The organism is Amycolatopsis sp. NPDC051071, assembly GCF_040682875.1.
In the GTDB taxonomy this organism is placed as follows: domain Bacteria; phylum Actinomycetota; class Actinomycetes; order Mycobacteriales; family Pseudonocardiaceae; genus Amycolatopsis.
Map to the genome: position 1 here is coordinate 26,534 of NZ_JBFBBY010000016.1, position 18,953 is coordinate 45,486.

Genomic DNA, 18,953 nt, shown 5'->3' on the forward strand with positions numbered 1-18,953 from the left:
GTCTTTCAGGACACTTTTTGTCCTGAAAGACCCTTTCATGACATCGCCCTAGGCCTGCTTGGCGACCAGTTCCCAGCCTTCGACCTCGTCCGGACGGCGCGGCTCGGGACCGACGTACTTGGCCGACGGGCGCACGAGGCGACCGGTCTTCTTCTGCTCCAGGATGTGGGCGGCCCAGCCCGCGGTGCGGGCCGAGCTGAACATCGCGGGCATCATATGCGGCGGCACCTGGGCGAAGTCCAGGATCACGGCCGCCCAGAACTCGACGTTGGTCTCGATCGGGTGGTCCGGACGCCGCTCGCGCAGCTCATTCAGCGCCACCTGCTCCAGTTCCGCGGCCGCCTCGTAGCGTGCCGCGCCGAGCTCCTGGCAGGTGCGGCGCAGCACGCGTGCCCGCGGGTCCTCCGCGCGGTACACGCGGTGCCCGAAGCCCATCATGCGTTCCTTGCGGTCCAGGATGCCCTTGACCAGGCCGGCGGCGTCACCGGTCTTCTCGACCTCTTCGATCATCGGGAGCACGCGGGCAGGTGCGCCGCCGTGCAGTGGGCCCGACATGGCGCCGATCGCGCCGGACAGGGCCGCGGCGACGTCGGCGCCGGTCGAGGCGATGACGCGGGCGGTGAAGGTCGACGCGTTGAGACCGTGCTCGGCGGCCGAGACCCAGTAGGCGTCGATGGCCTTGACGTGGGCCGGGTCGGGCTCGCCGCGCCAGCGGACCATGAAGCGTTCGGTGATCGACTTCGCCTCGTCGACCCGTGTCTGCGGGACGGCGGGCTGCCCGATGCCGCGTGCGGACTGCGCGACGTAGGAAAGCGCCATCACCGAAGCGCGGGCCAGCTGGTCGCGTGCCTCTTCGTCGCTGATGTCGAGCAGCGGCCGGTAACCCCAGATGGGGGCGAGCATGGCGAGTGCGGCCTGGACGTCGACCCGGACGTCGCCGGTGTGCACCGGCAGCGGGAACGGCTCGGCGGGCGGTAGCCCGTGGCCGAAGCGACCGTCGACGAGAAGGCCCCAGACGTCACCGAAGGTCACCTTGCCGGCGAGATCCTCGATGTCGACACCGCGATAGCGCAGCGCGCCACCGTCACGGTCGGGCTCGGCGATTTCGGTCCGGAAGGCGACGACGCCTTCGAGACCCGGTCGGAAACCGTCGTCGACCTTCTCCGACGGCTGTTTGGTGCTGATCGTGGAGGCACTCACTGTGGTGAAACCTTTCGATGCGCATTCCCCGGCTTTGTGTTTCACGCGTGGACGGGATACACGCAGCCAAGGCGCGCCTCATCGCACGGATGGACAAACCTTGCTCCACGTGACGGCCAGGGGCAATCGAAAGATGTGGTGGTTTCGGTCACGATTACGAGAACGATTCAGTGAAAACGACCTTCGTACGCGAAGAGTTACGGCGACGTTCACTTTGCGTGTACCTGGCGCTGAGGTAAATGCTGTGTTTCGAGAACCGGCGCCCGACGCTATCCGGTGATAGACCTGATCCATGCACTTGAGCCCCCAGGAGCGGGACAAACTGCTCATCCACGTCGCGGCGGACGTCGCTCGCAAACGCAGGGAGCGCGGGGTCCTCCTCAACTATCCGGAGGCTGTCGCGCTGATCACCGACCACGTTCTCGAAGGCGCCCGCGACGGCCGGACGGTGAGCGAACTCGTCGCGAGCGGGCGTTTGGTGCTCTCGCGGGCGCAAGTACTCGGCGGCGTGCCGGAAATGGTCGATTCGGTGCAGGTGGAAGCCACTTTCCCGGACGGCACGAAGCTCGTCACCGTGCACGACCCGATCGTCTGAAAGGGCCCGAGAGTGCGACCAGGAGAGATCATCACCGGCGAAGAGCCGGTCGAACTGAATCCGGGCAGGCCGCGGGTCCGGCTGCTCGTGCGGAACCTCGGTGACCGGCCCGTCCAGATCGGTTCGCACTACCATTTCGCGGCGGTCAACCCGGGACTCGAATTCGATCGCGAGGCCGCGCGCGGGCACCGTCTCGACGTGCCCGCGGGAACTTCGGTGCGCTTCGAACCGGGCGTCGAACGGGAAGTCGACCTCGTCCCGCTGGCCGGGAACCGTGAGGTGCCCGGATTGCGCAAGGAGTCCTGATGCCGTCGATCGACCGCGACCGCTATGCCGAACTTTTCGGCCCGACGACCGGCGACCGGATCCGCCTCGCGGACACCGATCTGCTCATCGAGGTCACCGAAGACCGCAGCATGGGGCCGTCCGGCAGCGGCGACGAGGTGTTGTTCGGCGGCGGCAAGGTGATCCGCGAATCCATGGGGCAGGGGATGGCGACGCGGGCCGAAGGCGCCCCGGACCTGATCATCACCGGCGCGGTGATCCTGGATCACTGGGGCATTGTCAAGGCCGACGTCGGCGTCCGCGACGGCCGGATCGCCGGCATCGGCAAGGCGGGCAACCCGGACACGATGGACGACGTCGACCCGGCGCTGGTCGTCGGACCGTCGACGGAGGTGCTGTCCGGCAACGGGAAGATCCTCACCGCGGGCGGGATCGACTGTCACGTCCATTTCATCTGCCCCCAGCTGACCGATACCGCGCTGGCGTCCGGGCTCACCACGCTTGTCGGGGGTGGGACGGGGCCGGTCGAGGGCAGCAAGGCCACCACGGTCACCCCCGGCGCGTGGAATCTCGGCCGGATGCTGCAGGCGATGGACGGCCAGCCGGTCAACGTCCTGTTGCTGGGCAAGGGGAACACTGTCCGGCACGAGGCGCTGCGTGAGCAGCTCGCGGCAGGCGCGGGTGGGTTCAAACTGCACGAGGACTGGGGCAGTACCCCGGCCGCGATCGACGCCTGTCTCACCGTGGCCGACGAATCCGGTGTCCAGGTGGCCATCCACACCGACACGCTGAACGAGGCGGGCTTCCTGGAGTCCACTGTGGACGCCATTCGCGGCCGCTCGATCAACGCCTACCACACCGAAGGCGCGGGCGGCGGGCACGCGCCGGACATCATCCAGGTCGCCGGGCTGGCGAACATCCTCCCGTCGTCGACGAACCCGACGCGCCCGCACACCGCGAACACCCTCGACGAGCATCTCGACATGCTCGTCGTCTGCCACCATCTCAATCCGTCCGTGCCCGAGGACCTGGCGTTCGCCGAAAGCCGCATCCGGCCGACGACCATCGCGGCCGAGGACGTGCTGCACGACCTTGGCGCGATCTCCATGATGAGTTCGGACGCGCAGGCGATGGGCCGGATCGGCGAGGTGATCATCCGCACCTGGCAGACCGCGCACGTGATGAAACGGCGGCGCGGCGCGCTGCCCGGCGACGGTGCGGCCGACAATCTGCGGGCTCGTCGCTATGTCGCCAAATACACCATCAACCCCGCGATCGCGCACGGGATGGAACGCGAGATCGGCTCGGTGGAGATCGGGAAACTCGCCGATCTCGTGCTGTGGGAACCGAAGTTCTTCGGCGTCCGGCCGCATGTCGTGCTCAAGGGCGGGTTCGGAGCGTGGGCGGCGATGGGCGACGCGAACGCGTCCATCCCGACGCCGCAGCCGGTGCTCGCGCGGCCGATGTTCGGCGCGGCCCCCTCGGTCGCCGCCGCGAGCAGTTTCCATTTCGTGGCACCGGAAGCGCTGGAAAACGGCGTCGCGGAACGGTTCGGCATCTCGCGGAAGCTGGTGCCGATCTCGAACACCCGCTCGCGCGGCAAGGCCGACATGATCCTCAACGACGCGACTCCGGACATCCGCGTGGAGCCGGACAGTTTCGCCGTGCACGTCGACGGTGAGCTGATCGAGCCGCAGCCGGTGACGGAACTGCCGATGGCGCAAAGGTACTTCTTGTTCTGATGGACCTCTCCGCGCTCATCCTCACCGACTCCCGGTTTCCCGGGGGTGGCCATGTCCATTCCGGCGGTCTCGAAGAGGCTGTCGCCAGGAAGCTGATCACGCACGAACGTGACCTGCCCGGTTTCCTCTCCGGCCGGTTGCGGACGGCGGGTTCGCTGGCCGCCGTGTTCGCGGCGGCGTCGGCGCACGCGGCCGCCCGTGGTGTCCGGAATGGACACTGGCGGCGGCTCGACGTCGAACTCGACGCGCGGACGCCGTCGCTCGCGCAGCGGGAAGCCTCGCGCGGACAAGGGCGAGGGACGGCGCGGGCGGGTAAGGCGGCGTGGCCGTCTCCGGTGCTTTCCCAGCTGCTGAAGGAAACTCCGCGGCCGCATCATCCGGTGATCGCCGGTGCGTTGATCGGGGTGCCCTTCGACGCGGCGATGGCGGTGGCCTACCTCGCGATCAGCGGACCCGCGAGCGCGGCCGTGCGGTTGCTCGGCCTCGACCCGTTCGCCGTCAACGCCGTCGTGGCAAGGCTTTCCTCCGAAGTCCGGGACGTTTCCCTGCGGGCCGCCGAGGTCGCGGGGGATGACCCGGCCGATCTCCCGGCGCCGGGTTCTCCGGCGCTCGATTTGTTCGCCGAGGTACACGCCCGGCATCACAAGGAAGAGGTGCGTCTCTTTGCCAGCTGAGCATGGACACGGGCATGGACACGGTCACGTCCACCCGGTCAATTTCGACCCGGCCGCCGCCGAACCCGATCACTACGACCAGGCACCGACCGCCGGGCGTGCGTACCGGATCGGGATCGGCGGCCCGGTGGGCAGCGGGAAGACCGCGCTCACCGCGGCGCTGTGCCGGGCGCTCGGCGACGAGGTGAACCTCGCCGTCGTCACCAACGACATCTACACCACCGAGGACGCCGACTTCCTGCGCAAGGCAGGCGTGCTCGACCCGGAGCGGATCGAGGCGGTGCAGACCGGCGCGTGCCCGCATACCGCGATCCGCGACGACATCACCGCGAACCTCGACGCCGTTGAGCGGCTGGAGGAGCGATTCCCCGGACTGGATCTGGTGATCATCGAAAGCGGCGGCGACAACCTCACGGCGGTGTTCAGCCGGGGGCTCGCCGACAGCCAGGTCTTCGTGGTCGACGTCGCGGGTGGCGACAAGGTGCCGCGCAAGGGCGGGCCGGGTGTCACCACCGCGGATCTGCTGGTGATCAACAAAATCGACATCGCGCATCTGGTCGGCGCGGATATGGACGTGATGACCTCGGACGCGCATCGGATGCGCGGCGAGCTGCCGGTGATCACCCAGTCCCTTGTGGACACTCCGAACGCGCCGGATGTCGCGGCGTGGGTCCGTTCACTGCTGCCGGTCCGCGCGGGGTGAAGGCGCACGCGCGGCTGACCGCCTGCTTCGATGGCGGCCGGACCGTACTGCGTGAGCTGCGCTCGATGGCGCCGCTCACGCTCCTTCCCAAGCGTGGCACCGGTGCCACGGCGATCGTGCACTTGGTCAACTCGGCGACGTCGCCGCTGGGTGGTGACGAGCTGAAGCTGACCATCCGCGTCGGCGCCGGTGCTTCGCTGCGGCTGTCCGGAGTCGCGGCGACCATCGCACTTCCCGGTCCGCATGGCGAGTCAAGTGTGTCCGAAGTGGACATCGTCGTGGAATCCGGTGGCTCACTGGAGTACATGCCGGAACCGACCGTCGTGACGGCCCGCGCGCGGCATTCCGCAGTGTTCAAGGCGTCACTGGCGGCCGACGCTTACCTGCACACACGGGAGGTGCTGGTGCTCGGGCGGGCGGGTGAGCGGCCCGGGTCCTTGGTGACCGCACAGCACGTGACGCGCGGCGAAGTCCCGGTGCTGCGGCAGACGCTGGAGATCGGGGATTCCACTTTGGACTCCAGTCTCGCGCATCTGGCCGGACGCAGAGTACTGGCGACCGATCTGGTCGTCGGCGGCCCTTCGGTTCCTGAGGCGTCCGGTGAGTGGTGGTCCCGGACGTCGTTGGCTGCCGGTGGGACACTCACGACGTCGCTGGCACCCGATGCCGTGACCGCGCTCAGGCCGCTTGAAAGTACATGAAGGCCCCCTTCCTGTACCTAGGCGCAAGGAAGGGGGCCTTCATGTACTTCAGGTCAGAACTTGGTGCCCAGCCAGGTCATCGCGACCGGGCCGCCGGTCGAGACGCCGCCGATGTGTTCCAGCAGCGGGAATTCCTGCCAGGTGACGTCGGCGCCGAGTGCGCGGTAGCGGTCACGCAGGCCCTTGCCGACCGCCAGCGGGATCAGTTCGTCCAGCGACGCGTGGTACAGGTAGACCGGCGCGCCCGGTTTGGTCTTGCCTGCCTGGTTCTCGCCGAGGCGGGCCTGCCAGCGCGAGTCGGACGGGACGTCCGGCACGGTCGTGAAGTCGTTAAGCCGCGCGAAAGGCGCCGCCGCACCGAGTTCGACGGTGCACGCCTCCTTGACCTTCGCGACAGCCTTGACGCCCTTCGCGTTGAGCACGCCGTCGAACGGCAGTTCCGGGTACGCCGTCGAGTAGCCGACAGCGGCACCGAGTACCAGGCCGAAGGCGGCACCACCGTCGTTGAACTTCAGGACCGCGTTCAGATCCGCCGGGACGCCGCCTTCCGCGACGCCGACCAGGTTGACGTCGGGAGCGTAGGACGGCTGCAGTTCACCCGCGAACGCCGCGGCCTGACCTCCTTGTGAGTAGCCGAAAACACCCACCGGTCCGGTCTTCGACAGGCCCGCTTCGGGGACCCGGGCGGCGGCACGGGCCGCGTCGAGGACGGCCCGGCCTTCGGACTGTCCGACGGCGTAGGTATGCGTGCCCGGTGTGCCGAGGCCTTCGTAGTCGGTCACGACGACGGCCCAGCCACGCGACAGGGCCTGGTTCATCAGGAGGATTTCGTTCTCGGACCCGTTCGTCAGCCGGGTCGACGGCGCGCAGCGATCACCGAGGCCGTGCGTGCCGACGGCGTAGCTGATCAGCGGACGCGGCCCCTTCGTCCACGGCGTCGGCGGGACCAGCAGGATGCCCGACACCGTATTCGGCTGCCCGGTCGCCGAAGTGGAGCGGTAGTCGAGTTTCCACGCCTTCGCCGGGGCGGTGGCGATGACCGGCCGGTAGTCGACAAGGTCCCCGGGCGCGCTCGGGGCGGCTTGTGCGGCAGGCGCGCCGATCAGGGCGGCTGCGAGGGCTGAGACCAGAACTGTCCGAAGCACCGTTGCCTCCAGTTTGGTAATCGCGATTTTCGCAATGTAGGCGGTGTTGGTATCATCTGGCAATCCCTGTTACCGGATCGGGGGAGGACAAGTGGCCCGCACCTATGGCGGGGTCGCACCCGAGCAACGGCGTGCCGAACGGCGTGAACGGCTGCTCGCGGCGGCCTTGGACCTGTTCACGTCGACGGGCTACCGGCAGGCGAAGATCGCCGAGTTGTGCACGCGCGCCGGCGTCTCGACGCGGAACTTCTACGAGGAGTTCGACGGCAAGGAGCAAGTGCTGCTCACCTTGCACGAACGCATCAACGCCCTCGCGCTGGAGCACGTCACCGGCACCCTCGAACGCCTGGAGGACGCCGACGCGGTCACCCGGATCGGGACGCTGCTGGACGTCTTCGTCGGCACGGTGACGTCGGATCCGCGGCTGCCGCGGCTGAACTACGTCGAAGCCGTCGGCGTCAGCGCCGCTTTGGAGGCGCAGCACCAGGAATGGGTCGACCGGTGGGCCGCGTTCATCGAATCCGAGGCCCGGCACGCCGCACTGCACGGCGTCGCGCCGGACCGCGACTATCACCTGACGGCGATCGCGCTCGTCGGCGCCGCGACCGGGCTGCTGCGTGAATGGCAGGCGCACGCGCCGCCGCTGCCGGTCGCCGCCGTCGCCGCCGAACTCCGGGCACTGATGCTGGCCGCCATCACCCGGCCTGCCTGAAGACCCGCGTTCAGGGGTAAGTCGAAGGTAGCGCCTTCGGGTGAGGTGGTGCCTGGAGTGGCGCGGCACCGCACTCGCCTGCCCGAAGGCCCGCGTTTAGTCCTCTGGTTGCGATACATGCATACGCAAGGACCGCAACCAGAGGACTGAACGCGTCAGGTGACGGTGGCTGCCCGCCGGAAGGTGTTGTGCAGGACGGCCAGCAGCGCGTCCCGGACCGACAGCCTTTGCCGCGCGTCGAAGGTGATCAACGGGACGTCCTCGCTCACCGCGAGTGCCCAGCGCACGTCTTCGAGATCGTGTTTGAGGGAACCGTCGAACACGTTCACCCCGACCACGAACGGCAGCCCGGCCTTCTCGAAGTAGTCGACGGCCGGGTAGCAGTCGTCGAGCCGCCGGGTGTCGACGATGACGAGTGCGCCCAGCGCGCCGAGCACGAGGTCGTGCCACATGAACCCGAAACGGTCCTGCCCCGGCGTGCCGAAGAGGTACAGCTTCACCTCGTCGTCGATGGTGATGCAGCCGAAGTCCAGCGCCACCGTGGTGGTGGTCTTGGACGGCACCTCCCCGTTCATACCGTCGACGGCCGCCCCGGTCGCGGTCATCGCGGCCTCGGTGGTCAGCGGTTTGATCTCCGAAATCGCCCCGACGGTGGTCGTCTTCCCGACCCCGAACCCGCCGGCGATGACGATCTTGACCGGTGTCGGCGGCTTGGCCGGCGCCGGTTCAGCGAATTGCTTCGAGTCCACGAATGACCCTTTCGATCATGCCGAGGTCCTGGTTGAGTGCTCCGGCGGGGCGTCGGAGCACGACGTAGCCGAGTGCGGCGAGATCCGCCACGAGCACCCTGGCCACGCCGATGTGCAGGCCGAGCATCGCGCCCACCTCGGCGACGGATTTCGTTTCCCGGCAAAGGGAAACGATCTCCCGTCGTTCGAAGGTCAGCCTCGCCTGCGACGCCGCGCCAAGTCTGCTCGTGAGCACCTGCGCCTCGATTTCGAGGGTGCCGTCCACCGGTTGTGCGCGGCCGGCGGTGAGCAGATACGGGCGCAGCGGCGAGATGCCCTGTTCGGCCCCTCTCGGCTGGGGCACCTGGTCGTCGCTCATTCCCTTATCCCCTCGTCATTTCAGCTGCCGACGCTCTTCTTGAGTTCCTCGATCAGCGCGGGGGTGAGCACCTCGGTGGCACGGTTGGCGAACATCGCCATCTCGTAGGCGATCGTGCCGAGGCTGGCCTGCTTGGTGGCGAGCACGCCGAGCGAGCAGCCGATGCTGATCGTGCAGACCAGCAGGTAACCCTGCTCCAGCTCGATGATGATCTTGTCGGGTGCACCGAGCGGGTGGCTCTCGGAGACGCCGTGCGCCAGGCCGAGCATCGCCGAGCAGATCGCGGCCAGCCGGTCGGCGTTGGCTCGTTCCAGCTCGGACGACATCGCGATCAGCAGGCCATCGGCCGAGACGGCGATCGCGCCCATCGCACTCGCCGTGTTCTGTGCGAAGCGCGTCACCAACCAGTTGAAGTTCCGGGCTTCGACGCTGACTCCGGTCGTCATCTCTTGCTCTTCTCTCTCTGTTCCGTCGCCGGGTTGACGGCTTTCTCCAACCCGTCACTGAAGGCGTCGAACGCGGCACGCTCGGCCTCGGGGTCACGCAGGCCCTTGGGCTTGGTGGTGTTCAGGGCCGCCCGCGCGGTCTGGTGCCGCGCGGCGGGTCCCTTCGCCAGTCCCGGCGCCAGCTGGGCACCGGGGACCCGCCGGGTGAGGCCGCCGCGCGAGGCGGCCGGTACCGGCGTCGGGGTCGGCATGGGCATGGGTGTCGGGGCGGGCATCGGGTTGCCCGCCGGCGGGCTTTCCGGCGGAGTCGGGGCCTGCGGTGGTACGGCGCTCGTAGAAGACACGGTGGCCTTCGCGAGCCCTGCTTCGAATCCGTCGAAGGCCGCTTTGGCTGCCTCAGGATCATGCCTGGACTTCGGACGGGACGGCGCTTCGGGGGCACCGGGAAGCTGCGCGCCCTTGACCCGTCGCCGAAGCCCGCCGCGGGTCTCCCCGGGATCGGCGGCGGTCAACGTCGGTGCGGGAGCCTCGTGGACAGGCAACGGGGCAGGCGGCGGCGTGGGCTCCGGCTGCGGTGTGAAGGCGGGCATCGGCTCCCGGATCTCCCGGTCGGTTTTGCGGAACCACCGGAAATCCTTGGGCCGCTGGCCGTCGCGCGGGATCATCCCGGTGATGGCCAGCGTCGGCGGTTCGGCCGCGGGCCCCTTCGCCCACGGCTGGGACTGGAGCTGCGGCTGTCGCTGCCGCGGGGCGGGCTCGTCGCCCGGTTCCGCCGTCGGCCACACCGGCGGCGCCGGGATGGACTTCGGCACGGGTGCCCGGTAGGTCAGCAGATTCGGCGGGACGACGATCCGCGCGGTGATGCCCGCGCTGGGCTCGGTCTCGGTCAGTTCGACCTTGAGCCCGTGCCGCCGCGCGAGCCGCCCGACCACGAACAGGCCGAGCACACTGGTCGGCGCCAGTTCGAGCCGTTCGCGTTCGACCAGCCGCCGGTTCTCCTCGGCGAGCCGTTCGGCGGTCATGCCGATGCCCTGGTCCACGATCACGATCAGGCAGGAGCCGTCGGCGAGAACCTTCGTGCCGACGTCCACAAAGGACTCCGGCGGGGAGAACGACGTCGCGTTCTCCAGCAGCTCGGCGAAGATCAGCACAAGATCCGAACCGAACGGCGACGACAGCAGGACGTCGCCCATCGAGCCGAGCCGGACCCGCTGGTAGTCCTCGATCTCCGCGAGCGCCGAACGCAGTGCCGTCGACAGCTCGATCGGCCCGGAAATCCGCGCCTCGTCCCGGTTCCCCGAGACGACGAGGAGGTTGTCCGCGTTCCGGCGCAGGCGGGTGGAGAGGTGGTCGAGCCGGTAGAGACTCGCCAGCAGCGCGACGTCCTGCTCGTTGCGCTCCAGTTCGTCGACCAGCGCCAGCTGCCTGCCGACCAGGTTCTGCGTGCGCTTCGCGACGTTGGCGAACATCAGGCCGACGTTGCGCCGCGTGACGGCCTGCCGTTCCACCAGTTCGGCCGCGGTGGCCTGGACCCGGTTGAACGCCTCGGCCAGCTTCCCGAGTTCGTCCTGGGAGGAGACGTCGATGGTGGCGAGCCGCGGCGCGAGTTCCTCGGCCTGCTCGGTGTCGGTGACGCGGACCAGTTCGGTGCTGGCGAGGTCGGCGACCGACGTCGCCGCCTTGGTCAGCTTCCGCAGCGGATCCGCGATCGACCGGCTGACCGCGATGGCGAGGCCACCGACCAGCAGGAACAGCACGGCCGCGCTGATACCGATGAGCCACGCGAGGTTCCGCGCGGCGTCGGCTCGCGTGGTCGCCGCGTCGGTGATGCCGTTGGTGACCTCGTCCTGGGCGAGCCGCCGCTGGTTCGACTGTGCCTCGACGGCGCCGAGGATGTCCGGCAGCAGTCCCTGCACGGCCTGCGGGCCGCGGGCCTCCGGTAGCCGCGCCTCCAGTGCGTCGATCCGGCGGCCGGTCTCACCCTGGTCGACCTGGACCACCTTGGTGGCCTGTGCGACGTCGGCCTGCTGCACGAACCGTTCCAGGAACAGCGATGCCTGCTGTTTCGCGTCGGCGAGCACCGGTTCACCGGACTCGGGGGTGACCAGCACGATGATCAACGCCATCCCGCGCAACGAGTACTCCTCGTTCGCGCGCAGCAGTGCTTCGAGCGCGGTCAGCTGCCGGGTGCCCTCCGCGTCACTGGTCTGCTGCGGTACCAGCCGAAGCGAGTTGATGACCGCGTCGATCACCGCGTGGTAGGTCCGCGCGATGCTGTCGAGCGAGGCGCCGCGCCGGAGCGCGTTCGCCCGGATCTCCTCCAGCGAACCGATCCGGACCAGCGCGGCGGAAAGCTCCTCCGGCGCGTCGGCGGTCAGCCGCGAACGCACCTGGTTCACCGTGTCGGCGACGACGCCCTGCTGTTTCAGCATCGCCGCGCTGCCTGCCGACGACGACGCGATGTAGTGCGCCGTCAGCAGCCGTTCCCGTTGCAGTTCCCACGCCAGCGTGCCGAGCGAGCGTGCCTGCGACGCGACGTCGGCGGTGGTACGGGCGGACCGCGCGTCGTCGATCTCACCGGCGACATAGGGCACTGACACCAGCACCACGGCGGTCAGCGGCAACATCAGGAGCAGGTTGAGCTTGCCCCGGATGCCGAGTCTGCCGAGCAACCCGGAACGCGGGGTGCGTTCCGGCCGGGTCTTCCCGTGCCTCATGATCACCTTTCTCCTCAACTCCGCCCGAGATGTCCGCGGTGCTGTTCCCGGACGAGGTCTTCGATGGACGCGCGCAGCGCGAGGAACTCCGGCGAGCGCTTGACCGCGAGGTCGCGCTCACCGGGCAGGCCGACCACGATGTCGGCGGCGACCCGGCCCGGATCCGATGCCAGCACCACGACGCGACGGCCGAGGAACACGGCCTCTTCGACGTCGTGGGTCACCATCAGCACCGTGGTGCCGGTGTCGGCCCAGATCCGGCGGATCAGGACCTGCATATCCTCTTTGGTCTGGACGTCCAGCGCGCCGAAAGGTTCGTCGAGCAGCAGCACATCGGGTTCGCAGGTCAGCGCCCGCGCGATCGCGACGCGTTGCTTCTGCCCGCCGGAAAGCTGTCTGGGCAGCGATTTCCGCAACCCGGCGAGTCCGGTTTCTTCGAGGTACCAGTCGATTCGGCGCGTGCGTTCGGCCTTGTCGAGGCTCAGCAGTTCGAGCCCGAACGCGACGTTGCTCTCCACCGTGCGCCACGGGTACAGCGCCCCGTGCTGGAACACCAGCCCGCGATCCGGGCCGGGACCGGTCACCGCGTCGCCGTCGAGGGTGATCAGGCCCTCGGACGGTTCGATCAGCCCGGCGATCAGCGAGAGCAGCGTCGACTTGCCCGATCCGCTCGCGCCGACGACGCAGACGAAGTCGCCGCGCGTGACTTCCAGGTCGATCCCGTCGAGTGCCCGGGTGGTCTTGCCCCGGACCGTGTAGTCCTTGGCGATGGCTTTCAGCTGAAGGGTCACGCCGCCCACTTCCCGACCCGGGTCCTCAGTTGCCGCAGCGCGATGTCGATGACCAGGCCGAGCAGGCCGATCACGATCAGCAGCGCGAAGATCCGGTCGGTCTGGGTGAACCGCTGCGCCCGCATGATGCGCAGGCCCAGCCCGGAGGTGGCGTTGATCAGTTCGGCGACCACCACGAAGTTCCACGCGGCCGCGGCGTTGACGCGGGTCGCGTCGATCATGCCGGGCAGCGCGTGCGGGATGATCACCTTGCGCAGTACCTCGCCGCGCCGCGCGCCGAGCGTGTACGACACGTCGATCAGCGAATTCGGTACCCCGCGGACGGCGTCGGCCGTCATCAGCGTGTTGAAGAAGACGGTGCCGAGGAACAAGACCGCGACCTTCGACGGCTCGCCGAGGCCGAGCCAGATCATCAGCAGCGGGATGAACGCGCTCGCCGGCAGGTAACGCAGCATCGCGATGACCGGTTCGAACAGCGCCAGCCCGGCGTTGAACGTCCCCATCACGATGCCGAGCGGGATCGAGACGAGCACCGCGAGCCCGAAGCCGAGCAGCACCCGCTGGGTGGTGGCCCAGAGGTCGCTGAACAGTTCACCCGACTCGATCATCTTCAGCCCGGCGTCGAGTACCGCGGCGGGCGTCGGCAGGAACGTGGGGTTGACGACGCCCAGCGCGTTCAGCGTCACCCAGATCAGCAGCGGGATCGCGAAGGACAGCACCGCCAGCGTCCATCGCCAGCGCGCGGGGATCGTTGTCCGAAGTGAGAACAGCGGGGACGCGTTCGCCTTGAGGCCCGCGCGCCGGGGCAGCGGCGACCAGTCCGGTCGCGCGCCACCCCGCCGCCGGTCCTCCTGTGCTTCGGCGAGCCGCTGCTCGTCGTCGAGGCGGAGTGCTTCGGCTTCGTCGGCGGTGTCCGTCCGCTGAGCGGTCTGGCGCGCCGAGTCCGTGGCGCTCACGGCACCGACTTGACGAACTGGTCGTCGAACAGCCCGTCGAAGCCGGGCCGGTTCTGGGCGAGGCCGTTGGACACGATGAAGTCGGCGATCTTGCCTGCCTGGAAGTTCAGGTGGGCCGGGGTGACGCCGGGGGTGAACGCGTCGAGGTTCTGCTGCTTCGTGAAGATCGTGGTGCCGGCGTCGTAGCTCTTGTACGCGTCGATCGTCACAGCGCCGCGTTTGGCCATGATCCCGATGGCCTCGTCCTTGTTGGCCTTGATCCAGGCCACCGTCTCGAACCAGGTGTTGACCAGCGCCTGGACTTCCTTCTTGCGCTCCTTCGACAGCTTTTCGGAGACGACGAGGTGGTCCGGGATGGCACCGGGGAACTCGGCCGACGTCGCGACCGCGCGGCTGCCGGGCCGCTGCAGTGCCGTCGTGGTGAACGGGGCGAACGCGGCGACGGCGTCGACCTGCCCGCCGACGAACGCGGCCGCGGCGGCGTCGGTCAGCAGCGGGACCAGCTCGATGTCCTTCTCGGTCAGCTTCGCCTCCTGCAGCGCGAGCAGCAGCAGGTAGTGGTCGACGGTGCCCTGCTCGACGGCGACTTTCTTGCCCTTGAGGTCGGCGACGCCGGAGATCCCCTCGCGGGCGATGATCTTGTCGTTGCCGGTCGAGTTGTCGTTGACCAGTACCACCGACAGCTTCGCGCCACCGCTGACCGAGGCGAGGGTGTCGTTGAGGGTCTGGCTGTTGGCGTCGATCGCACCGGAGGAGAGCGCGTTGATGCTTTCGGTGTAACTGTCAAACCACTTCAAATCGACGGTCACGCCGTTCTTCTCGAATAGGCCTTTCTCCTGAGCCACCGCCCACGGGAACCAGCCCGGCCAAGCGCTGTAACCGATGGTGATCTTGGTGCCGGAAGCGGCGGTGCTGTCCGAACAAGCCGAAAGGGCTGTCACACCGGCCAGGGAAATGGCGCACAACAACGCCGTCATGAGACGGCGGGAACGGGAAATCACAACGCACTCCTGGGGAAGGGGAGTAACACGGGAGTAGAAGTTCCGGCGGCTTGAGCGCAGGGGTGATCGACCGGCGTCGGACTCCCGGTCGGAAGCACTGCCGGCATTAGCGGATGGAGCAGCCGCACACCCGGCCGTCCCACCCTGAACCTCTAAACACTCTGTATAGAGGTGATCACCCCGTTGCCCTCGGCGGCGATCCTATCGAGGGGCGCAAGGTCTACCTAGTGTGATGATCAGCTCTTGCCCGAATTCCTGTCACATTCTGCTAAATCCAGCCGCGTTCGCCCCTTCGGGCGAGGTCTCACGGAGTGGGCAACCCCGGCCGGGGCGGCGAGCGTCCTCCAGATGGCCGGTGAATCCTCGCCGGCCGTCCGGGAGGGAGCAGAGGATGAAAATTCGTTCGGCCGCGCTGCCGGTGGCAGCGCTGGCGCTCGTGTCCACGATGGCCGGAGCGGGGCAGGCGAACGCGACCAGACCACCGAGTCTCGTCATCAGCCCGGCCACCGTCGTCGCAGGTGGGACGGTGACCGCGGACATCTACTGCCTGCGGCCGTCGGGTGCCGGCGAACTCGAGAAGACCCTCACCTCCGGTGGTTTCGCCGCGCCGATTCCCTTGCGGGTAGTGGGAGACGGTGGCACCGGCGGCATCGGTGTCGCGTTGCGAGGCGACGGTCCAGTAGGGACGGTGCCGGGGCGGTACACGGCGACGTACGACTGCTGGGGCTGGAACGTTCGCGCGGAATTCACCGTCACGAACTGACGCGAGACCTGAGAAGCGAAGGTCGCTGCCGGGATTTCGACCGTCCCGGTGGTGGCCTTCGCCGCGTCTCACGGCCGGGCCGTGGGCAGTGTGGGCAGTGTGGGTATCGGGAGGTCGGCCGGGCCTGCCGTCTGGCGCAGGTCGTGGCAGTTCTTCCGGGGATAATTTCTGTCGAATGACAGAATTAGAACGCACGCGCTAGATAGGTCCGCCGTGCGAGCAGCGGGCTGAAGGCGGCCATGAATTGTCCGAATTCGCCGAAGCAAGCGACAAGGGAAATGGTCGAAGCGACGATCATCGATCCGAAACCGACTGGATTGATCTTCGGAAAATAGGCCCGCTTGAATTCGATGTACGCGGCGAGAGGCCGAGTGGTTTCACGATGACCAGATCCGCGCAGACCGCGCCTATCCAGGCGATTTACACGTTCGAGAATCTTGTTCAGAAAGGCGAAAGCGCCGAATTCCGTCAGTGACGGCGCGATTGGCGCAGTTCACCAGGACGTACCAGACCCGGCCCGGATGCCGTCACGGAACCCGGGAAAAGAAGTTGGCGAACGACGCGATCCGGAATAGGCCTTGGTGATGTTGATCTTGATCTGGCTGACCACGACGAACAGGACGGCGAAGGTCAGGGCTGCCGGTGGTGGGCAGCGTGCCGGTCATGAACCTGCCTCCGTGGGGACGGGGAGGGAGCTGGGAGCACGACGACGGCAGGACCGGCCTTTATCGATCAGGGTCCGGCAGGTAACCAGGAGGTAACGGCTTGCGGTCCAGCGGTTACACGCTGATGACCGGCAAGGGTGGCGGGAGTCACCGTTCAGTGGGTTTCGCCGCCGCGTTCCAGGCAATACCGTCGGCGGCAAAGCCGAAGTCACAGATGCCCTGACCGGGTACGGAGGTTTGGCGGGATGATGCCGGAGATCAAAGACAGCGCCGTCGGCGGGGACGACGCGGTCGTGCGCTTGCCCGGAATGCGGGTCGCCTACGAAGGTGCGGCCTTCGACGAGTCCGCCCTCGCGGAGAACTGGACCGCCCAGCTGCAGGACTGGCTGAACCAGGCCGTTTCCGCCGGGATCGCCGAGCCGAACGCGATGGTGCTCGCCACGGCCGACCCGGAGGGCAGGCCGTCCTCCCGGACCGTCCTGTGCAAGGGCCTCGACGAGCGCGGCGTCGTGTTCTATACGAACTACACGTCGACGAAGAGCCACGACCTCACCGCGACGCGCTACGCGTCGGTCACCTTCCCGTGGTACGCCCTGCAGCGTCAGGTCCACGTGCGTGGCGAGGTCGAGAAGGTCAACGTCACCGAGACCGCCGAGTACTGGGCGTCGCGCCCCCGCGGTTCGCAGCTCGGGGCCTGGGCTTCGCCGCAGTCCCGCGTCGTCGACGGCCGCCGTGCGCTGGAGACCGCGCTCCACGGCATCGAGCGCCGCTTCGCCGACGTCGAGAACATCCCGTTCCCGCCGCACTGGGGCGGCTGGCGTATCCGGCCCGACTTCGTCGAGTTCTGGCAGGGCCGCGAGGACCGCATGCACGACAGGCTCCGCTACGTCCGCACCGACGACGGCTGGCAGATCGAACGCGTCGCTCCGTAACTCGCGTGCTCAGACACGTAACTCGCGTGCTTGAAGGCGGAACATGCGTGCTCAGACACGTAACTCGCGTGCTTGAAGGCGGAACACGCCGAACTCGCGAGTTACGCCTTCAAGCACGCGAGTTACGCCTTCAGGCACGCGAGTTCCGTGTTCAAGCACGCGAGTTACGCCTCTGAGCACGCGTGACGTCCTGGTGGGGGCAGCGGACGGTAACCGGGTGACTTAAATCGCGCGCGCTTGGTTAGTTAGCGCGGCTAAGCTACCGGGTTGTGAGTGACGATCTGGGGGTTGAGCAGCGTAAAGGTGCCCGGAAGCTGTTCGGCTCGATCGTCGTCGACACCCGGCCGCTCAAGATCCCCGCGTTCCGCCGCTTGTGGTTGTCCACCGCGGTCACCGCCATCGGCTCCCAGCTCACCGCTGTCGCGGTCCCCAAACAGGTCTTCGACCTCACCGGCTCGTCGGCGTACGTCGGCCTCACCGGTCTGGTCGCGCTGATCCCGCTGCTCGTCTTCGGTCTCTGGGGTGGCGCCATCGCGGACGCCGTCGACCGCCGCAAACTTCTGATCGTCACCAACGTCGGGGTCACCGTCACCTCGGCGGTCCTGTGGCTCCAGGCGTTCATGGACATCGGCTCGGTCTGGCTCGTCCTCGTGCTGCTCGCGGTCAACCAGGCGTTCTTCGCGATCAACATGCCGACCCGCGGCGCCGTCGTCGCCCGCCTGGTCCCGGACAACCTGATCGCCTCCGCGACCGCGCTCAGCAGCACGATGGCCACCTTCGGCGCGGTCTTCGGGCCACTGCTCGCCGGTTCGCTGATCCCGATCCTCGGCCTCTCGACGCTTTACCTGGTCGACGTCATCGCGCTGACCGCCACCCTCGTCGCGGTCTGGAAGCTGCCCCCGATCCCACCGCTCGGCGAGATCGCGCGGCGCGCCGGGATCCGCGACATCATCGACGGTTTCCGCTATCTGGCGACGCAGAAGATCCTGCTGGCCTCGTTCCTCGTCGACATCATCGCGATGGTGGCGGGTATGCCGCGTGCGCTGATCCCGGAGATGGCGGAGCGCACCTTCGGCGACCCACCCGGCGGCGGCCCGGCACTCGGCTGGCTTTACGCCGCGCTCCCGGCGGGCGCCATGCTGATCGGTCTCTTCTCCGGCTGGCTGACCCGGATCCGCAAGCAGGGTGTCGGCGTCATCATCTCGATCTGCGTATGGGGCGCGGCCATCGTCGGTTTCGGCCTCGCTCAGTCACTGTGGCTCGCGGTCTTCTTCATGGCGCTGGCCGGGGCCGCCGACATGGTCAGCGCGATCTACCGGATGTCGATTCTCCAGGTCGCCACCACCGACGAGATGCGCGGACGGCTGCAGGGTGTGTTCACCGTCGTCGTCGCGGGCGGGCCGCGGATCGCCGACCTCACCCACGGCTGGGCCGCCGCCGGCGTGGGCACCGCCGCCGCGGCCTCCGGTGGCGGAGTGCTGGTCATCGTGCTGGTCATCGGGGCGGCGTTGCTCCTTCCCTCCTTCTGGCGGTACCGGGCCCCGGCCGACTGAGCCGTTCGAATTATCGTCGGGCCCACGTCGGGAAAGCGGTCTCCCTGGACGGTGTGACGTCGGCGCCGGGACCGATGCAGGACAACGCCGCCAACGGAGGCAAGGCCAAGAGCCGCGTCCACAAGCAGATCGGCGCGCTCGCGGTGACCCGCTTCGAGGCAACCCCGCTGGTGAAGACCGCGGTCGACGCCGACTGAGCGAATTACCCAGGAAAGCGCTCCGCCAACCCGTGACGAAGAACTGACCAAATCGGACTGTCGGTCAC

22 protein-coding genes are annotated in these 18,953 nt (G+C 68.2%); 12 read left to right on the forward strand and 10 right to left on the reverse strand.

Features of this window, described 5'->3' with window-relative positions; translation table 11 throughout:
* Positions 1-48: 48 nt before the first annotated feature.
* Complete coding sequence (locus AB0M65_RS08200) at positions 49-1,200, reverse strand: citrate synthase 2 (RefSeq protein ID WP_364023346.1); 1,152 nt, start codon at positions 1,198-1,200, stop codon at positions 49-51.
* Positions 1,201-1,492: 292 nt separating this feature from the next.
* Between AB0M65_RS08200 and AB0M65_RS08205 the strand changes: the two genes are divergently transcribed.
* From AB0M65_RS08205 to AB0M65_RS08230, 6 genes are read left to right on the forward strand one after another with little or no spacing between them, the layout of a single operon-like run.
* Positions 1,493-1,795, forward strand: a complete 303-nt coding sequence (locus AB0M65_RS08205; RefSeq protein ID WP_364023348.1) for an urease subunit gamma — start codon at positions 1,493-1,495, stop codon at positions 1,793-1,795.
* Positions 1,796-1,807: 12 nt separating this feature from the next.
* On the forward strand, positions 1,808-2,101 hold the full coding sequence (locus AB0M65_RS08210) for an urease subunit beta (protein WP_364023350.1): 294 nt from the start codon (positions 1,808-1,810) through the stop codon (positions 2,099-2,101).
* Positions 2,101-3,822 (forward strand): urease subunit alpha, encoded by a 1,722-nt coding sequence (locus AB0M65_RS08215; RefSeq protein WP_364023352.1) that lies wholly within the window; start codon positions 2,101-2,103, stop codon positions 3,820-3,822. Before AB0M65_RS08210 ends, AB0M65_RS08215 begins: the two co-directional genes overlap by 1 nt.
* Complete coding sequence (locus tag AB0M65_RS08220) at positions 3,822-4,496, forward strand: urease accessory UreF family protein (protein ID WP_364023355.1); 675 nt, start codon at positions 3,822-3,824, stop codon at positions 4,494-4,496. The genes AB0M65_RS08215 and AB0M65_RS08220 overlap by 1 nt, the downstream gene beginning before the upstream one ends.
* A complete protein-coding gene (gene ureG / locus AB0M65_RS08225) occupies positions 4,486-5,199 on the forward strand; it encodes an urease accessory protein UreG (RefSeq protein WP_364023358.1) in 714 nt (237 codons plus the stop codon). Before AB0M65_RS08220 ends, ureG begins: the two co-directional genes overlap by 11 nt.
* Positions 5,196-5,900 (forward strand): urease accessory protein UreD, encoded by a 705-nt coding sequence (locus AB0M65_RS08230; RefSeq protein WP_364023546.1) that lies wholly within the window; start codon positions 5,196-5,198, stop codon positions 5,898-5,900. Before ureG ends, AB0M65_RS08230 begins: the two co-directional genes overlap by 4 nt.
* Before the next feature lie 53 nt (positions 5,901-5,953).
* On the opposite strand, the gene AB0M65_RS08235 is transcribed toward AB0M65_RS08230, so the two are convergent.
* Entirely contained in the window at positions 5,954-7,045 is a 1,092-nt protein-coding gene (locus AB0M65_RS08235) for a lipase family protein (protein ID WP_364023360.1), read from the reverse strand.
* Between the two features lie 91 nt (positions 7,046-7,136).
* Between AB0M65_RS08235 and AB0M65_RS08240 the strand changes: the two genes are divergently transcribed.
* A complete protein-coding gene (locus AB0M65_RS08240) occupies positions 7,137-7,757 on the forward strand; it encodes a TetR/AcrR family transcriptional regulator (RefSeq protein WP_364023363.1) in 621 nt (206 codons plus the stop codon).
* A 155-nt stretch (positions 7,758-7,912) separates the two neighbouring features.
* On the opposite strand, the gene AB0M65_RS08245 is transcribed toward AB0M65_RS08240, so the two are convergent.
* Genes AB0M65_RS08245 through AB0M65_RS08275 form a run of 7 tightly spaced genes read right to left on the reverse strand, consistent with a single transcriptional unit; the run spans position 7,913 to position 14,775 of the window.
* Positions 7,913-8,506, reverse strand: coding sequence for an ATP/GTP-binding protein (locus AB0M65_RS08245; RefSeq protein WP_364023366.1), 594 nt, complete (start codon positions 8,504-8,506; stop codon positions 7,913-7,915).
* Positions 8,484-8,864: a DUF742 domain-containing protein gene (locus tag AB0M65_RS08250; RefSeq protein WP_364023369.1), complete on the reverse strand. Its 381-nt coding sequence runs from the start codon at positions 8,862-8,864 to the stop codon at positions 8,484-8,486. The genes AB0M65_RS08245 and AB0M65_RS08250 overlap by 23 nt, the downstream gene beginning before the upstream one ends.
* 20 nt (positions 8,865-8,884) lie before the next feature.
* A complete protein-coding gene (locus tag AB0M65_RS08255) occupies positions 8,885-9,310 on the reverse strand; it encodes a roadblock/LC7 domain-containing protein (protein ID WP_364023372.1) in 426 nt (141 codons plus the stop codon).
* Positions 9,307-12,027: a nitrate- and nitrite sensing domain-containing protein gene (locus AB0M65_RS08260; RefSeq protein WP_364023375.1), complete on the reverse strand. Its 2,721-nt coding sequence runs from the start codon at positions 12,025-12,027 to the stop codon at positions 9,307-9,309. The genes AB0M65_RS08255 and AB0M65_RS08260 overlap by 4 nt, the downstream gene beginning before the upstream one ends.
* 14 nt (positions 12,028-12,041) lie before the next feature.
* Positions 12,042-12,818, reverse strand: a complete 777-nt coding sequence (locus tag AB0M65_RS08265) for an ABC transporter ATP-binding protein (RefSeq protein WP_364023378.1) — start codon at positions 12,816-12,818, stop codon at positions 12,042-12,044.
* Positions 12,815-13,774, reverse strand: a complete 960-nt coding sequence (locus AB0M65_RS08270; protein ID WP_364023381.1) for an ABC transporter permease — start codon at positions 13,772-13,774, stop codon at positions 12,815-12,817. The genes AB0M65_RS08265 and AB0M65_RS08270 overlap by 4 nt, the downstream gene beginning before the upstream one ends.
* A complete protein-coding gene (locus tag AB0M65_RS08275) occupies positions 13,771-14,775 on the reverse strand; it encodes an ABC transporter substrate-binding protein (protein ID WP_364023384.1) in 1,005 nt (334 codons plus the stop codon). Before AB0M65_RS08275 ends, AB0M65_RS08270 begins: the two co-directional genes overlap by 4 nt.
* Before the next feature lie 391 nt (positions 14,776-15,166).
* On the opposite strand from AB0M65_RS08275, the gene AB0M65_RS08280 reads away from it, so the two are divergent.
* Both AB0M65_RS08280 and AB0M65_RS08285 read left to right on the forward strand, forming a co-directional pair.
* Positions 15,167-15,538: a hypothetical protein gene (locus tag AB0M65_RS08280; RefSeq protein WP_364023387.1), complete on the forward strand. Its 372-nt coding sequence runs from the start codon at positions 15,167-15,169 to the stop codon at positions 15,536-15,538.
* A gap of 244 nt (positions 15,539-15,782) precedes the next feature.
* Positions 15,783-16,013 carry a hypothetical protein gene (locus AB0M65_RS08285; RefSeq protein WP_364023389.1) on the forward strand — a complete coding sequence of 77 codons (231 nt, stop codon included), beginning with the start codon at positions 15,783-15,785 and terminating at the stop codon, positions 16,011-16,013.
* Between the two features lie 52 nt (positions 16,014-16,065).
* On the opposite strand, the gene AB0M65_RS08290 is transcribed toward AB0M65_RS08285, so the two are convergent.
* Positions 16,066-16,203: a hypothetical protein gene (locus AB0M65_RS08290; RefSeq protein WP_364023392.1), complete on the reverse strand. Its 138-nt coding sequence runs from the start codon at positions 16,201-16,203 to the stop codon at positions 16,066-16,068.
* 245 nt (positions 16,204-16,448) lie between these two features.
* Here AB0M65_RS08290 and pdxH point away from each other — a divergent pair, with 245 nt between their 5' ends.
* The 3 genes from pdxH (at position 16,449) to AB0M65_RS08305 (ending at position 18,885) form a co-directional block, all read left to right on the forward strand.
* On the forward strand, positions 16,449-17,135 hold the full coding sequence (gene pdxH / locus AB0M65_RS08295; protein WP_364023395.1) for a pyridoxamine 5'-phosphate oxidase: 687 nt from the start codon (positions 16,449-16,451) through the stop codon (positions 17,133-17,135).
* Between the two features lie 269 nt (positions 17,136-17,404).
* Positions 17,405-18,688, forward strand: coding sequence for an MFS transporter (locus AB0M65_RS08300; protein ID WP_364023398.1), 1,284 nt, complete (start codon positions 17,405-17,407; stop codon positions 18,686-18,688).
* A gap of 53 nt (positions 18,689-18,741) precedes the next feature.
* Positions 18,742-18,885, forward strand: a complete 144-nt coding sequence (locus AB0M65_RS08305) for a hypothetical protein (protein ID WP_364023401.1) — start codon at positions 18,742-18,744, stop codon at positions 18,883-18,885.
* The last annotated feature ends 68 nt before the right edge of the window (positions 18,886-18,953 follow it).

Coding starts and splice junctions, on each gene's coding strand:
- AB0M65_RS08205 (WP_364023348.1), top strand. CDS start 1,493: ATGCACTTGAGCCCCCAGGAGCGGGACAAACTGCTCATCCACGTCGCG.
- AB0M65_RS08215 (WP_364023352.1), top strand. CDS start 2,101: ATGCCGTCGATCGACCGCGACCGCTATGCCGAACTTTTCGGCCCGACG.
- AB0M65_RS08220 (WP_364023355.1), top strand. CDS start 3,822: ATGGACCTCTCCGCGCTCATCCTCACCGACTCCCGGTTTCCCGGGGGT.
- AB0M65_RS08250 (WP_364023369.1), bottom strand. CDS start 8,864: ATGAGCGACGACCAGGTGCCCCAGCCGAGAGGGGCCGAACAGGGCATC.
- AB0M65_RS08255 (WP_364023372.1), bottom strand. CDS start 9,310: ATGACGACCGGAGTCAGCGTCGAAGCCCGGAACTTCAACTGGTTGGTG.
- AB0M65_RS08260 (WP_364023375.1), bottom strand. CDS start 12,027: ATGAGGCACGGGAAGACCCGGCCGGAACGCACCCCGCGTTCCGGGTTG.
- AB0M65_RS08280 (WP_364023387.1), top strand. CDS start 15,167: ATGAAAATTCGTTCGGCCGCGCTGCCGGTGGCAGCGCTGGCGCTCGTG.
- AB0M65_RS08290 (WP_364023392.1), bottom strand. CDS start 16,203: ATGACCGGCACGCTGCCCACCACCGGCAGCCCTGACCTTCGCCGTCCT.
- pdxH (WP_364023395.1), top strand. CDS start 16,449: ATGATGCCGGAGATCAAAGACAGCGCCGTCGGCGGGGACGACGCGGTC.